The organism is Flavobacterium sp. (assembly GCF_036515215.1).
Classification (GTDB): domain Bacteria; phylum Bacteroidota; class Bacteroidia; order Flavobacteriales; family Flavobacteriaceae; genus Flavobacterium.
In genome coordinates, this window is the sequence record NZ_DATBVQ010000157.1 from 1 (window position 1) to 13,913 (window position 13,913).

The 13,913-nt window shown below is 36.6% G+C and carries 16 protein-coding genes and 1 tRNA gene; 8 read left to right on the forward strand and 9 right to left on the reverse strand.

Translation table 11 applies throughout. The features are described 5' to 3' along the window. Positions 1 to 59: 59 nt before the first annotated feature. The 3 genes from xerD to VIH09_RS10585 all read right to left on the reverse strand — a co-directional run bounded on the left by xerD (position 60) and on the right by VIH09_RS10585 (position 2,532). Positions 60 to 965 (reverse strand): site-specific tyrosine recombinase XerD, encoded by a 906-nt coding sequence (gene xerD / locus VIH09_RS10575; RefSeq protein WP_331580731.1) that lies wholly within the window; start codon positions 963 to 965, stop codon positions 60 to 62. Positions 966 to 1,043: 78 nt separating this feature from the next. Beyond that, positions 1,044 to 1,667 carry a porin family protein gene (locus VIH09_RS10580; protein ID WP_331580733.1) on the reverse strand — a complete coding sequence of 208 codons (624 nt, stop codon included), beginning with the start codon at positions 1,665 to 1,667 and terminating at the stop codon, positions 1,044 to 1,046. Between the two features lie 274 nt (positions 1,668 to 1,941). Beyond that, positions 1,942 to 2,532, reverse strand: a complete 591-nt coding sequence (locus VIH09_RS10585; RefSeq protein ID WP_331580735.1) for a porin family protein — start codon at positions 2,530 to 2,532, stop codon at positions 1,942 to 1,944. Between the two features lie 505 nt (positions 2,533 to 3,037). Here VIH09_RS10585 and VIH09_RS10590 point away from each other — a divergent pair. Together VIH09_RS10590 and VIH09_RS10595 are read left to right on the forward strand one after the other, a co-directional pair. After that, on the forward strand, positions 3,038 to 3,601 hold the full coding sequence (locus VIH09_RS10590) for a porin family protein (RefSeq protein WP_331580737.1): 564 nt from the start codon (positions 3,038 to 3,040) through the stop codon (positions 3,599 to 3,601). Positions 3,602 to 3,676: 75 nt separating this feature from the next. Further along, positions 3,677 to 4,093: a type II 3-dehydroquinate dehydratase gene (locus VIH09_RS10595; protein WP_331580739.1), complete on the forward strand. Its 417-nt coding sequence runs from the start codon at positions 3,677 to 3,679 to the stop codon at positions 4,091 to 4,093. A 74-nt stretch (positions 4,094 to 4,167) separates the two neighbouring features. On the opposite strand, the gene VIH09_RS10600 is transcribed toward VIH09_RS10595, so the two are convergent. From VIH09_RS10600 to VIH09_RS10615, 4 genes are all read right to left on the reverse strand, one after another. Continuing rightward, on the reverse strand, positions 4,168 to 5,043 hold the full coding sequence (locus tag VIH09_RS10600) for a cation diffusion facilitator family transporter (RefSeq protein WP_331580741.1): 876 nt from the start codon (positions 5,041 to 5,043) through the stop codon (positions 4,168 to 4,170). Between the two features lie 93 nt (positions 5,044 to 5,136). Next, positions 5,137 to 6,450 (reverse strand): UDP-N-acetylglucosamine 1-carboxyvinyltransferase, encoded by a 1,314-nt coding sequence (gene murA, locus VIH09_RS10605; RefSeq protein ID WP_331580743.1) that lies wholly within the window; start codon positions 6,448 to 6,450, stop codon positions 5,137 to 5,139. A gap of 96 nt (positions 6,451 to 6,546) precedes the next feature. Further along, a complete protein-coding gene (locus VIH09_RS10610; RefSeq protein WP_331580745.1) occupies positions 6,547 to 7,269 on the reverse strand; it encodes a DUF4290 domain-containing protein in 723 nt (240 codons plus the stop codon). A 92-nt stretch (positions 7,270 to 7,361) separates the two neighbouring features. Next, complete coding sequence (locus VIH09_RS10615) at positions 7,362 to 7,646, reverse strand: DUF493 family protein (protein ID WP_331580747.1); 285 nt, start codon at positions 7,644 to 7,646, stop codon at positions 7,362 to 7,364. A gap of 120 nt (positions 7,647 to 7,766) precedes the next feature. Here VIH09_RS10615 and VIH09_RS10620 point away from each other — a divergent pair, with 120 nt between their 5' ends. The 5 genes from VIH09_RS10620 to VIH09_RS10640 all read left to right on the forward strand — a co-directional run bounded on the left by VIH09_RS10620 (position 7,767) and on the right by VIH09_RS10640 (position 12,358). Further along, positions 7,767 to 8,336 carry an ATP-binding protein gene (locus tag VIH09_RS10620; RefSeq protein ID WP_331580749.1) on the forward strand — a complete coding sequence of 190 codons (570 nt, stop codon included), beginning with the start codon at positions 7,767 to 7,769 and terminating at the stop codon, positions 8,334 to 8,336. 44 nt (positions 8,337 to 8,380) lie between these two features. Then, a complete protein-coding gene (locus VIH09_RS10625; protein ID WP_331580751.1) occupies positions 8,381 to 10,276 on the forward strand; it encodes an ATP-dependent DNA helicase RecQ in 1,896 nt (631 codons plus the stop codon). Next, positions 10,276 to 11,223, forward strand: a complete 948-nt coding sequence (fmt, locus tag VIH09_RS10630) for a methionyl-tRNA formyltransferase (RefSeq protein WP_331580754.1) — start codon at positions 10,276 to 10,278, stop codon at positions 11,221 to 11,223. The genes VIH09_RS10625 and fmt overlap by 1 nt, the downstream gene beginning before the upstream one ends. A 178-nt stretch (positions 11,224 to 11,401) precedes the next feature. Beyond that, the gene (locus tag VIH09_RS10635; RefSeq protein ID WP_007136308.1) at positions 11,402 to 11,674 is read left to right on the forward strand and encodes an HU family DNA-binding protein; all 273 of its coding nucleotides are present in this window, start codon (positions 11,402 to 11,404) and stop codon (positions 11,672 to 11,674) included. A gap of 123 nt (positions 11,675 to 11,797) precedes the next feature. Further along, entirely contained in the window at positions 11,798 to 12,358 is a 561-nt protein-coding gene (locus tag VIH09_RS10640; protein WP_331580757.1) for a YqgE/AlgH family protein, read from the forward strand. On the opposite strand, the gene VIH09_RS10645 is transcribed toward VIH09_RS10640, so the two are convergent. Next, complete coding sequence (locus VIH09_RS10645; protein ID WP_331580759.1) at positions 12,355 to 13,194, reverse strand: aminotransferase class IV; 840 nt, start codon at positions 13,192 to 13,194, stop codon at positions 12,355 to 12,357. The genes VIH09_RS10640 and VIH09_RS10645 overlap by 4 nt on opposite strands. A gap of 54 nt (positions 13,195 to 13,248) precedes the next feature. Next, positions 13,249 to 13,641 carry an START-like domain-containing protein gene (locus VIH09_RS10650; protein WP_331580761.1) on the reverse strand — a complete coding sequence of 131 codons (393 nt, stop codon included), beginning with the start codon at positions 13,639 to 13,641 and terminating at the stop codon, positions 13,249 to 13,251. 155 nt (positions 13,642 to 13,796) lie between these two features. Here VIH09_RS10650 and VIH09_RS10655 point away from each other — a divergent pair. After that, positions 13,797 to 13,870 (forward strand) — tRNA-Met (locus tag VIH09_RS10655). Positions 13,871 to 13,913: the final 43 nt, after the last annotated feature.

Here is a 13,913-nt window from a genome sequence, read left to right on the forward strand (position 1 = left end):
AAGCCTTTTTTTTTTATGATCTATATATTTAATTCGAAAAAAAATATGTCCACAAATGATTACTGAACACTCTTTCTGGGATGGAAATTATTAATCACTTCAGCTAAAAATTTTCGGTCCAGATGCAAGTAAATCTCGGTAGTGGTTATTGATTCATGTCCAAGCATTAATTGAATGGAACGCAAATCGGCACCGTTTTCCAGAAGATGTGTGGCAAAAGAATGCCTAAAAGTATGTGGGCTTATTTTCTTGTTCAATTCTATCTTGACCGCCAAATCTTTTATGATGGTGAAAATCATGGCTCTTGTGAGTTGGCTCCCTCTCCTGTTCAGAAACAAAGTATCTCCAAACTCTTTCTTTATATTCAAATGAACTCTAATGCTGTCCTTATAAATATGAATATATTTCTGCGCCGTTTTCCCGATAGGCACAAACCGATCTTTATTGCCTTTCCCGGTTACTTTGATAAATCCTTCATCAAAATACAAATCAGAAATTTTTACTGATACTAATTCCGAAACACGAAGTCCGCAACCGTACAATGTTTCAAGCATGGCGCGATTACGTTCGCCCTCATTCGAGGTCAAATCTATGGCGGAGATGAGACCGTCAATTTCATCAACTGACAACACATCCGGCAATTTTCTACCTGTTTTGGGCGTTTCTATGAGCTCTAAGGGATTGTCGACACGATAATCTTCAAATATTAGATAGCCAAAAAAACTTTTAAGTCCTGATATTATTCTAGCCTGCGAACGTGCATTAACCTGCACCGAGACTGAATATATAAACTGCTGTAGTGTTTCATCATTAATTTGAATAGGTGAAACTTCAATTTCATTTGAAGTCAAAAAAAGACACAAACGCTGAATATCAAAAGAATAATTTTCGACAGTATTCTTAGACAGACCGCGTTCGATTTTCAAATAAGACTGATAGCTCTTGATATAGGAATCCCAATTCATACGTACAAAGTAACGGTATTTTTGGGCATAAAAAAACCTCCCGAAATTGAGAGGCTTAGAATTTTGATTCTAAAAATATTAGAATTTATACCCTAATGATAATGACAGAACGCTGTTGTGCATTTTAGTATCATCACCCGGTTCTGTTTTAGCTATATTAGACAATCCTGCGTTATATCTAATATCAGCAGAAAAATGTGCGTCGAAATCATAACCTGCTCCAAAATTTAATCCAAAGTCAACCGTCTCAAAACTATCTTTTACGTCTTGGGTATCTGTTTGACTATATCCATTTAATTTAGTAACTGACTCCGCACTTGTTAAAAACCCGACTTGCGGTCCAGCTCCAAGATTAAACTTTTCAGCCACATAGTATTTAAACATCACTGGAACATTGATATAAGACAAATTAAAATTAATATCACCAGTATAATCAGTTCCACCAACATTTGCTGTAAAATTATCAATTTTAGTTCCTTGTGTAGAGTATACAACTTCAGGTTGCAAAGATACTTTCTCAGATAATTTTATTAATGCAAAACCTCCTGCATTAAACCCAACTCTAGATTTCAAATCCGCACCTTCTGTATCGCCAGTCCAGGTTGAAAGATTCAATCCACCTTTTAGACCGAATTTAACATCTTGAGCGTTTGTAAACGCGAATGCAAAAACAGCCGCAGCTGTAAAAATAATTTTTTTCATGTTCTTTAATTATTAAAATTTAAGGTCCAAAATTAATACTTATCTTACTAAATTAATCTTTAAAACCGAAATTTAAAATCTAAAAATTATAAAAACCATGAATAAAAACCAACCTACAATAGACTGACAAAAAACATGTTAAGCGACCTTCTCTCACTAAAAATAGTGATATTTTCATTTTTAACTAAATTAACACAATATTAACAAGAATTTATTTCTTTTAAAAAAACCTTTCTTGCTATGGAAAGGTTTTGAGAGCTTGCTATTTAAAATATTAAAATTTGTATCCAACAGATAATTGAAAAACAGAATTTTTGGATTCAGGCTCGCCCGGAAATAAATCTTCTTGTACTCGAGTCAATCCCAAATTATATCGTGCTCCCAACATAAAATTTTCAGCAAAATTATAACTGGCACCAAAGCCTAAACTCACATCTACAGATTTAATTTCATCCTTAATATCGACAGTGACTCCACCTGATTTGGCATCAGCATTCACTAGAAAGCCAATTTGCGGGCCTAACTCAAGACTGAAAGCATTGTCTAAATAATATTTAGCCAAAATTGGAATATTAATGTAGTCTAACTTCACATCTCCTTTTTCCCCTTCAAATTCGATTTCAACTCCCTGTGTTGAGTATACTACTTCAGGCTGGATGGCGAATTTATCGCCGATCATAAATTCACCAAATAAACCTACGTGAAATCCCACTAAAGGATTTGAGTCAGCCCCGTCTTCAGCTACATTAGTAAGGGAGGTAACATTTAAACCTCCTTTTATTCCGAAAGACATGTCTTTTTTGTCTTGAGCGTTTACAAAACCTATTGTAAAAACCGCTACTAATAATAAAGTAATTTTTTTCATGAGTTGATTATTTAAAATTTCTAAGACCAAATTTAGAGAATGATATTCTAAACCAGTTAAATAAAAGTAATTACTCGTTGAATACCAGTATTTTACGTTTAAATACATAGTGACATTGGCAAAATGTAAGGTTTGATTTTCAAAATCCTAAATGATAAAATCGAAAATTTTAATAGGTCTTAGTTATATTTTTTCAAATAAGATAGATATTCTGATAAATAACCCAATTGCCGAATTATATATCAGCATCAATTATAACCATCTGTATTACAGCGATCTTACTTTTTGTCCATTGAAAACAATCCACAATAAATTTAAAACAACAACTATATTTAAGACGATTTACAGCATAAAATAGGAATAATCATATTTATGGCGCAGTATTTGAACAAACAAGAAAACCAAAAGGGTGTGCAGTTTTAAATGAAAAAATAAAAACAATAATTATAAATTTAACGAGTTATAAATTGCACATGATTTCCAAAATAAATTTAAAAACAATTTTATGAAAAAAACAATCTTAGCTGCCATCGCATTATTTGCCATGTCAAACGCTTCTCAAGCACAATTAGTTAAATTCGGTATCAAGGCCGGGGTAAATTACGCAAACCAAAACGGTACTAACATTACAGTAAACAGCACCAATTATGACACAGATGCGATAACAAGCTATCATGCCGGACTGGTTGCGGAAGTTAAACTAACGGACGGTTTTTCAGTCCAACCGGAGCTATTGTACTCAACGCAAGGGGCCACATACAAAAATGCTTTTGAGGAATTCAAAAACGAATTGGGTTATTTATCGATTCCGGTTTTGGCTAAAATTCATTTAAATAAAACAGTCAGTCTTGATCTTGGACCACAGGCTTCCTTTTTATTAAGCGAAAGAAATGATTTTGATTATAAAAATGCCGAAACTTTTGAATTTGCGGCTGTGGGAGGTCTTGGATTTAATATTACAAAAAACTTCTTCTTGCAGGGTCGCTACGTTTTGGGACTTACGGAAGCTTCGAAAGATGCTGAAGTTAAGAACTCGGCACTTCAGGTTTCTGCCGGATTTACTTTCTAAAGAAAATAAAAACAATTTTCACCAAAACCGTTCCTTAATTGGAACGGTTTTTTTATTTTTACCAAAATAGGAATTATGAAAATTGGAATTATCAACGGTCCAAACTTGAATCTTTTAGGGAAACGTGAACCTGAAGTATACGGAAAAGAAACTTTTGAAGAATTCTTTAATGATTTACAGGTAAAATTTCCTGCGATTGAATTCATATATTTTCAAAGCAATATTGAAGGCGAGTTGATTGATAAAATCCAGGAATTTGGTTTTTCGTTTGACGGTATAATCCTAAACGCGGGAGCATACACTCATACCTCCATTGGAATCGGTGATGCGATCAAAGCAATAATCACCCCAGTCGTGGAAGTTCACATTTCAAATACTTTTTCGCGTGAAAGTTTCAGACATCAGTCCTACATTTCGGGAAATGCAAAAGGCGTTATTCTGGGGTTTGGGCTAAAAAGCTATGAGTTGGCAATTGTATCGTTTTTAAAATAAATGTTTTGCAAAACGCAAAAAAGCGACTGTGATCCTTAGAAATCGCAGTCGCTTTTTATATCCAATTGACGAAATCAACTATACGTATCGGGCTCCACATGTATCAAAACATGGCCTAGCTCCGGGATCTGTGTCCGTAAAGTATCTTTTAATTTATGGGCCAAATCATGTCCTTCCTTTACCGATATATCAGCGTCAACAATAGCATGAAGATCCACATGATATTTCATTCCTGCCTTGCGGATGAAACATTTTTCAGTATCCTTAATCCCTTCTACCTGACTGGAGACCTTTCTTATTTCCTCAATTAAGTCATCATTCAAATGCTCGTCCATGATTTCCCCAAGAGCTGGTCTGAAAATCAAATAACTGTTGTACAGAATGAATCCAGAGGCGAAAAGGGCGGCCCAATCATCTGCAGACTCATATCCTTTTCCCAAAATCAAAGCAATCGAAATCCCTATAAATGCGGCGACGGAGGTGATTGCATCGGACCTATGGTGCCATGCATCCGCCCTTAATGACGAACTGTTTGTCTCTATACTTCTTCTCATCACCAAGCGAAAGGAATACTCCTTCCAAATAATTATTGCCCCGAGAACAAAAAGGGTCCAAGTTTTAGGCAATTCATGCGGAGTACGAATATTCATGATGCTTTCATAAGCGATTATAGTAGCTGAAGTGATCAAAAAACCTACAACAAGAAAAGTGATTAACGGTTCGGCACGACCGTGTCCATAGGGGTGATTTTTGTCTGCCGGCTTACTTGAATACTTGATTCCAAACAAAACTAGAAACGAGGCGAATATGTCCGTGGTGGACTCGATGGCATCGGCAATCAACGCGTAAGAATTACCGAAAAACCCAGCAAAACCTTTAACAATGGCCAAACAGCTATTTCCTACAATACTAAAATAAGTCGCATTTATCGCTTTCTTTTCGTGTGACATGTCGTATTAAAATTAAAAAAATCGTTTAAAAAAATCTCTTTGAAGAATGCTAAAAGATTTATTTAAACGATTTACAAGTGTGACTTATTTAATTTATTCTACTCGAACGATGTTCGCCCCGATTGCTCTTAGGCGTTCATCGATTCTTTCGTAACCGCGGTCTATTTGTTCGATGTTTTGAATGATACTGCTCCCTTTTGCGGAAAGCGCGGCAATCAATAAAGATATACCGGCACGGATATCCGGTGAAGACATAGTGGTAGCTTTCAATTGCGATTGAAAATCATGTCCCATAACCACAGCTCTATGCGGGTCACACAACATTATCTTCGCTCCCATATCTATCAATTTATCCACGAAGAACAAACGGCTTTCAAACATTTTTTGGTGTATCAACACATCGCCTTTTGCTTGGGTTGCCACGACCAAAACGATACTCAACAAATCAGGGGTAAACCCTGGCCAAGGAGCATCTGCGACGGTAAGAATGGAACCATCAATGTCCGTTTTGATTTCATATCCATTTTCGTGAGATGGAATATATATATCATCACCTTTGCGCTCCAAAGTGATTCCTAATTTTCTAAATGTACTCGGAATTACACCCAAGTTATCCCAACTTACATTTTTGATTGTAATCTCGCTTTTGGTCATCGCAGCCAGGCCGATCCAGCTACCAATCTCAATCATGTCAGGCAGAATTCTGTGCTCACATCCACCCAAACTTTCAACTCCTTCAATGGTCAGTAGATTTGAACCAACACCTGTTATCTTAGCCCCCATGGAGTTTAGCATTTTACAAAGTTGCTGTAAATAAGGTTCACAAGCAGCATTATAAACTGTAGTAATCCCTTTTGCCAAAACCGCAGCCATTACAATATTAGCCGTTCCGGTTACGGAAGCTTCGTCGAGCAGCATGTCCGCTCCCTTCAAGCCTTTTGGCGCCTCAACACCATAAAAATGATCTTCTCTATTATAACGAAATTTCGCTCCTAAATTGATAAACCCTTCAAAATGCGTATCTAATCTTCTACGTCCTATTTTATCCCCGCCCGGTTTTGGAATATATCCTTTTCCGAAACGGGCCAAAAGTGGTCCAACAATCATAATAGAGCCTCGCAATGAGCCCCCTTCTTTTTTGAATGCTTCGGTTTCCAGATAACCAACATTTACGTCATCAGCTTGAAAACTGTAAGAACCGGGTCCGTTTTTTTGAATTTTCACCCCCAAGTTTTCTAACAGCGTGAGTAGTTTATTGATATCAATAATATCAGGAATATTGTTGATTGTTACTTTTTCAGATGTCAAAAGAACAGCACACAAAATTTGTAATGCTTCGTTTTTCGCCCCTTGCGGAGTGATTTCTCCCTTTAGACGAATGCCTCCTTCTATTTTGAAAATTCCCATATGATTTTATTAAGTTATAAAGATGATTAAACCTGAAGTCCGCGAGATTTCGCAAGGCGATTTGCCTTTATCCTGAAAGAATGACGCCCGGTAAGTCTATTTCTGATTGTTATTGTTTTTTTGAAAGGGCTTTGATTTAGCAGTTTTAAGATTTTTATTGCTTTGAATCTTTGGTTGTCCGGCAGGCGCAATTTTATTGGATATTCGCTTATTGGTGCGCAACAAATCTGTTGTAGTGAGAAGTTCTTCGGTGCTCTGTAGCATGTTCAACTTTCCATCCGACAATTCATAAAGATGCTCGAAGATTACGTCGTCTTTCACGGTGTCCTTGTTCCAGCTCAAATAGGACTTTTTCATGTGGTTTGCAATTACTTTAACCAACGCATTTTTCATGTCCCCATCTTCCCATTTATTGGCCACATCAATCATGTATTTTATGTTATTGCCATAATACCTGTACTTAGGGAAATTTTGAGGGTATTTTAACACATCAGGCTTCAGCTGCAGCACTTCGCGAGATGGAATCGGGTATGGCGAATCAACCTCCAATCTAAAATCGGACATGATAAAAAGCTGATCCCACAATTTGTGTTGAAAATCAGGAACGTCACGCAAATGGGGATTCAAACTTCCCATTACTTGAATGATGTATTTTGCTGCTTTATTTCGCTCTTCGGCATCCTCAATGGCAGTTGCCTGCTCGATCAGCTTTTGTAGATGGCGTCCATATTCCGGAATAATCAAATGCGATCTTTCCGCATTATATTCCAAATGGTGAACGACGTCGTTCGCGATTTCCTTTTTGTATTTTGAATTCATGGTGAATTTAATTTTTTATCCAATGGCATAGGCCTGCAGAAAAAGCAACAGTACTACACTTTGCTTTATCGTTAAATAACCCATCCCATATTTTATAGTGAAATAATACCCTTAATAGTAGAGACTTCCAGGTATTTGTCAATAATTTCTTGAGAGTCCTTGACCTGAACGTCTACTGATATACTAGTAAACTTCCCTGTTTTAGATTTTGTTGTTTTGATAATGGCACCCATACAATCAAAAGCCAATTCCACACGAATCACATTATCACTTTCAGATGGCACAATAAATTTAAACAGGTACAAAGCTGGCCAAGTATTGCTCATGTCCAACTCCACTTTTAATCGGGCATAAAATTCTTCGGTATTCTTATCCATTTTATATTTAAAAATAATAGCAAATATACGGTTTCAAATGCAAATTATGAATTATGGATTATTATTTTTTGTTCGAAACGATCATTTTAATGACAATCATTTTTCCAAATCCCAATTAGTTTGAGTAAGTTTGCGCCTTATTTCCAAAAAGTGCAGAAAGAAATCATAATAATTATCGGCGGACCGGGAACAGGTAAGAGTACCATAATCGACGGATTGATAGCAAAAGGGTTTTGTTGTTATCCTGAAATTTCTAGGGAGGTAACTTTAGAGGCCAAAAAACAAGGAATTGAACAATTATTTCTTGAAAAACCTTTACTTTTCAGCGAACTACTCTTGGAGGGAAGAAAAAAACAGTTCAAAAATGCTCAAAATGAGCCCCATGATGTCGTTTTCATTGACAGGGGAATTCCCGATGTCTTGGCCTATATGCATTATATTGGCGACAGTTACCCCGCTTCATTTGACGCCATTTGTCGAGAACACATTTATTCTAAAATTTTCATTCTTCCGCCTTGGGAAGAAATTTACATCAGCGACGAAGCCCGTTATGAAAATTACGAACAGGCAAAATTGATTCAAAATCACCTTATTGAAACGTATCAAGGTTACGGCTATAATCTTATCGAAGTGCCGAAAGACACCGTTGATAACAGAATTCTTTTTATATTAGACGAAATTTCCAGATAATTGGGAATTAGCCAATGGGATTCGAAATTTGCAATTCAAAATCGATGTCTGAAGCACTACAAATTCTGAAAAAATATTGGAAACACGACTCCTTTCGATCGCTGCAAAATGAAATCATTGATTCCGTTTTAAGCGGTCAGGACAGTTTTGCTTTGATGCCAACCGGGGGCGGGAAATCAGTCTGTTTTCAGATTCCGGCGATGATGAACGAAGGAATCTGCCTAGTCATTTCGCCTTTGGTAGCGCTAATGAAAGATCAGGTTGACAATTTGCAGCAACGAAATATAAAAGCAATCGCACTGACGGGCGGGATACGATCTGATGAGATGATAGACCTGTTGGACAACTGTCAGTTCGGAAATTATAAGTTCCTATACTTGTCTCCAGAACGCCTGCAGTCAGATTGGATTATGGAAAGGATAAAAAATCTCCCCATAAATTTAATAGCCATTGACGAGGCGCATTGCGTTTCGCAATGGGGACATGATTTCCGTCCGGCTTATTTAAAGATTTCCAATTTAAAGACCTATTTCCCGAAAGTCCCTTTTTTAGCTTTGACCGCCACGGCCACCCCAAAGGTAAAAGAGGACATCATTAATGAATTGGGTTTAAATAAACCTCAGATTTTCGAAAAATCCTTTGCCCGTAAAAATATTGCTTACATGGTTTTTGAGGCAGAAGACAAACTCTTTCGAATAGAACAGATCTTAAGAAAAAACCGTAACTCCTCTATCATCTATGTGAGAAACCGTAAATCATGCATAGAAATCTCCTCCCAATTGCAATCGTTAGGATTTAAATCCACTTATTACCATGGCGGGCTAACTTCCAAAGAAAAAGACAAAAACATGCAAGCTTGGATGCAGGATCAAGTACAGGTTATTGTTGCCACAAATGCTTTCGGAATGGGGATTGACAAGGCAGATGTAAAGACGGTGATCCACATTCAGCTCCCTGAAAATTTAGAGAATTATTACCAGGAAGCCGGGCGCTGCGGAAGAAATGGTGAAAAAGCGTTTGCCGTATTATTAACTAGCCCTTCCGATATCATCCAAACTGAAAGTCAGTTTATCCATGTGCTACCCGATAAAAAATTCTTAAATGAAATGTTCGTCCGATTATGCAATTATTTCCAAATTGCCTACGGAGAAGGCATTGACGAGAAGTTCGCTTTCAATTTGAACCACTTTTGCCTGAAATACAAGTTTCCGGTTCTGAAAACATACAATGCGATGCAATTTTTGGATAGACAAGGAATCATCACTTTGTCCCAACAGTTTTCCGAAAAAATCACATTGCAATTCATAATACCCTCAAAAGAAGTGATGCGCTATATGAGTTTGAACCCAAACGATGAAGAAATCATTTTGGCGATACTTAGAACCTATCCTGGCATTTACGATATGGAAACCGCTTTCAATTTACCGTTAATTGCAAAAAAATCCAATCATACTGAAAGTCAAGTAGAAACCGTATTGAATAAACTAAAAGAAAAACAAATAATAGAATATCATTCCAAAAACAACGACACTTCCGTGATTTTAAACGAAATTCGAGAGGACGAAAGAACCATCAGCAGAGTTTCAAAATATCTGGAAAATCAAAATCAATTAAAAAAAGAAAAGCTAAAATCAGTTTTAGATTATATTGCCGAACAAAAAGTTTGTAAGAGTAAATTGATATTAAATTATTTTGGAGAAAAAACAAATGAGCATTGTGGCATTTGTTCCTATTGCATTACCAAAAAGGGCACGACAACTGATCTGTCCGAAATTTCGAAGAAAATAATTGGCTTATTAAAAATGGAGGAATTAAATTCAAGAGAGATCCAAAACAGGACGAAGAATACCGCCGATGACGTTATCTTTGCCTTACAACAACTATTAGAGAATGAAAGTATAATAGTGAAATCGAACAATAAATATACCTTAAAACGATAATGGAAAAATTACGAATTGTATTTATGGGCACACCCGAATTTTCGGTTGGGATTCTGGACACCATCATTAAAAACAACTATGAGGTTGTTGGGGTCATTACGGCTGCCGACAAACCAGCGGGAAGAGGTCAAAAAATAAAATATTCAGCCGTTAAGGAGTATGCCTTGAACAACAACTTAAATCTGTTGCAACCCTCTAACCTGAAGGAAGAATCATTCCTGGAAGAACTAAAAGCACTAAATGCAAATTTACAAATAGTGGTCGCTTTTAGAATGTTGCCAAAAGTGGTTTGGGAAATGCCAAAACTGGGAACCTTTAATCTACATGCTTCGCTGCTGCCCAATTATCGTGGCGCAGCACCCATAAATTGGGCAATTATCAATGGCGAAACCAAAACTGGCGTTACGACTTTTTTCATCGATGACAAAATTGATACGGGAGCCATAATCCTGAGTGCAGAAACAGCAATTGACCCAACTGAAAATGCTGGACAGTTGCACGACAGGCTGATGCATCTCGGCAGCAAGGCAGTGATTGACACCTTAGAATTAATCGAAAAGGGGAATGTAACCACTACCGTTCAAACAGAATCTGACGGAATAAAGACGGCATACAAGTTAAATAAGGAAAATTGCAAAATCGACTGGACTAAATCGGCATCGGAAATTCACAATCTGATACGAGGCTTGAGCCCCTATCCGGCCGCTTGGTGTTTCTTTTCCGACAAAGATGAAGAGTGGAATGTGAAGATTTACGAGGCGCAAATGATTATGGAGGACCATGCCCTTGCGATCGGCAGCATCATTTGCACAAAAAAGGAGATGAAAATTGCAGTCGAAAATGGGTACATCCAAATTTTAAGTTTACAATTCCCTGGCAAGAAGAAGATGAAAACATCAGAATTCTTAAACGGAATCTCTTTTTCTGGAACAGCAAAAGCGTTTTAAGACCCCTAAAAACGGGGTATTTGCACAATTCATCAGAAATAACCCCTGTTTTATGAACAAAAAAAATAAGTTATCAACAAAACAGGGTAAAATAGAAGAAAACGCTTGCAAGGAAGGGATTTCCTGCTAAATTTGTGTATTAACAATTATTTTTAACCAACAATTAATAACTATTATTATGAACAAATCAGAATTAATCGATGCTATCGCTGCTGATGCAGGAATCACAAAAGCGGCTGCAAAATTAGCTTTAGAGTCATTTTTAGGAAACGTAAGTGGTACTTTGAAAAAAGGCGGTAGAGTATCTCTAGTAGGTTTTGGATCATGGTCAGTTTCAGCTAGAGCTGCCAGAGACGGTAGAAATCCTCAAACAGGAAAAACAATTCAAATCGCGGCTAAAAATGTCGTAAAATTCAAGGCTGGTGCTGAATTAGAAGGTGCAGTAAACTAATTGTAAGTTTTAAAACCTATTATAATAAAAACCTTCCTGATGGAAGGTTTTTTTATACATTTAAACGATTTAATTTGGTTATATTTTAATTTTATCCTTAAATTTAATAGAAAAAGCAGCATTATGATTTCAGAAAAATTAATAAAGGGACAACTACTTATAGCAGAGCCTTCTATAATTGGAGATCTATCGTTTAACAGATCTGTGATTTTATTGGCTGACCATGATCAGGAGGGATCGGTTGGTTTTATCATAAATAAACCATTAAAATATACTATTCACGACTTGATTCCTGAGGTCAATGCAAGATTCAAAATATTTAACGGAGGCCCCGTTGAACAGGACAACCTCTATTTCATTCACAACATTCCCGAATTGATCCCAAACAGCATCGAAATTTCAAATGGAATATATTGGGGAGGCGATTTTGAAAGCACAAAAGAGCTTATCAATAGCGGAAAAATAAATAAGGGGAATATCCGATTTTTCCTGGGGTACACGGGCTGGGACGAAAAGCAATTAGAGTCCGAAATGAATGAGAATTCATGGATTATTGCCCCCAATAGCTATAAAAATAAAATCATCGCCAAATCAAGCACCCATTTTTGGAAGGAACAAATCATTGAATTGGGAGGAGAATATCTTATCTGGTCCAATGCCCCTGAAAATCCGTATTTAAATTAAATACCGCTGACGACAGCATTTAATTTTTCCAATAAAGCTTTTGATACTACTATGTCGAAGACCTTTTTCCTGTACTTGGTGATTGGCTGGATTCCCTTAACCACGTTTGTGACAAACAACTCATCTGCTTTCTGAAGGTCAAACGGTGAAATTATTTCTTCAACAACTTCTATAGATTCTATCTTTTGGGCTATTTCCAAAATTTGCTTTCTCATAACGCCATTTAAACAGCCTTCTGATACTGGTGGGGTAATCAATTTGTTGCCCATCAGCATGAAAATATTCCCCTGAATGGCCTCAACGACATTCTTACTGTCGTTTAACAACAAACAATTATCTAATCCGTTTTCACTTGCAAAAATACTTGCTGTGATATTCAACATTCTATTCGTAGTTTTTATTGAAGACAGTAATTGCTTGGTAATATAAAAATCCTTAAACAAGTCCACTTCATATTGCTTTTCTACGAATGAATATAAGGCATTATCCAAGCCCACAACATGAACCAAAAAAGAAACCGTGTTGGTTTGCGGCAAATAATACCCTCCATCGTTTCTAAAAACAGTAATTCTGGCTCGGGACGAACCTGAAAATGCAGTATCAATTACCAAAGAGAGTAATTGTTCTTCAAAATATTCCATGGTGAAATTCATTGGAATTTCCATTCTAACAACACGCATCGATGCCATTAATCTGAAATAGTGATCTTCTAAAAACAGGATTTTAGAATTTACAATTTTAACCGTCTCAAAAACGGCATCGCCATATAAAAAAGCACGATTCTGCGTCAATACATTAGTATCCTCAGATACTATAGTCCCATTAAAATTAATCATAAAAAAGCCCTGAATTTTGTTCAGGGCAAAGGTAAGTTATAAAATACAATTTTACTATACGGATCCAATTAGATGTTTGAGGTCTGATATTTGGTTTTCCCACAATAATGAAGCTTCATCAACCTCATCCTCGTCCGCAAAATCAACTACCATTAAAGAAACATCTTTTGTCAGCTCATCCACCAAAATATGCAGTTCGAAAAAATACTCGGTGTCCTTGCCTGCACCGTCCACCCATTTGAACTTTACTTTTTCACCTGATTTCTTAGAGGCAAGTCTTGCTTTTTCCTCTGAATCATTCCAAATAAAAGTAAAAAATTCACCACGAGAATTAACGTTATCAGCAAACCATTCCGACAAACCTGACGGCGTTGAAATGTACTGATATAACAATTGGGGAGATGAATTGATGGGAAACTCTATTTCGTAACGTACTTTTTGATCCATGAGCTACATTTATTTTTTTTTCCGAATATATAGAATATAATCCTATAAAATTCGTTTTATAAAATATTTTTTTTTTATTTCAAATTAGCTTGCACACTGTAATATAATTTTTATATTTGCACCCGCGTTCAGGGATGCTAATTCTCGGAACATTTGGCGAGGTAGCTCAGTCGGTTAGAGCGCAGGATTCATAACCCTGAGGTCACGGGTTCAACTCCCGTCCTCGCTACTAAAATTAAGTATTTGAAAACAAACGGTTTAGACTATCTAAA

Excerpts from the sequence above, each read along its gene's own strand:
- xerD (WP_331580731.1), bottom strand. The coding sequence starts at position 965 with ATGAATTGGGATTCCTATATCAAGAGCTATCAGTCTTATTTGAAAATC.
- VIH09_RS10580 (WP_331580733.1), bottom strand. The coding sequence starts at position 1,667 with ATGAAAAAAATTATTTTTACAGCTGCGGCTGTTTTTGCATTCGCGTTT.
- VIH09_RS10585 (WP_331580735.1), bottom strand. The coding sequence starts at position 2,532 with ATGAAAAAAATTACTTTATTATTAGTAGCGGTTTTTACAATAGGTTTT.
- VIH09_RS10590 (WP_331580737.1), top strand. The coding sequence starts at position 3,038 with ATGAAAAAAACAATCTTAGCTGCCATCGCATTATTTGCCATGTCAAAC.
- VIH09_RS10595 (WP_331580739.1), top strand. The coding sequence starts at position 3,677 with ATGAAAATTGGAATTATCAACGGTCCAAACTTGAATCTTTTAGGGAAA.
- VIH09_RS10600 (WP_331580741.1), bottom strand. The coding sequence starts at position 5,043 with ATGTCACACGAAAAGAAAGCGATAAATGCGACTTATTTTAGTATTGTA.
- murA (WP_331580743.1), bottom strand. The coding sequence starts at position 6,450 with ATGGGAATTTTCAAAATAGAAGGAGGCATTCGTCTAAAGGGAGAAATC.
- VIH09_RS10610 (WP_331580745.1), bottom strand. The coding sequence starts at position 7,269 with ATGAATTCAAAATACAAAAAGGAAATCGCGAACGACGTCGTTCACCAT.
- VIH09_RS10615 (WP_331580747.1), bottom strand. The coding sequence starts at position 7,646 with ATGGATAAGAATACCGAAGAATTTTATGCCCGATTAAAAGTGGAGTTG.
- VIH09_RS10625 (WP_331580751.1), top strand. The coding sequence starts at position 8,381 with ATGTCTGAAGCACTACAAATTCTGAAAAAATATTGGAAACACGACTCC.
- fmt (WP_331580754.1), top strand. The coding sequence starts at position 10,276 with ATGGAAAAATTACGAATTGTATTTATGGGCACACCCGAATTTTCGGTT.
- VIH09_RS10635 (WP_007136308.1), top strand. The coding sequence starts at position 11,402 with ATGAACAAATCAGAATTAATCGATGCTATCGCTGCTGATGCAGGAATC.
- VIH09_RS10640 (WP_331580757.1), top strand. The coding sequence starts at position 11,798 with ATGATTTCAGAAAAATTAATAAAGGGACAACTACTTATAGCAGAGCCT.
- VIH09_RS10645 (WP_331580759.1), bottom strand. The coding sequence starts at position 13,194 with ATGATTAATTTTAATGGGACTATAGTATCTGAGGATACTAATGTATTG.
- VIH09_RS10650 (WP_331580761.1), bottom strand. The coding sequence starts at position 13,641 with ATGGATCAAAAAGTACGTTACGAAATAGAGTTTCCCATCAATTCATCT.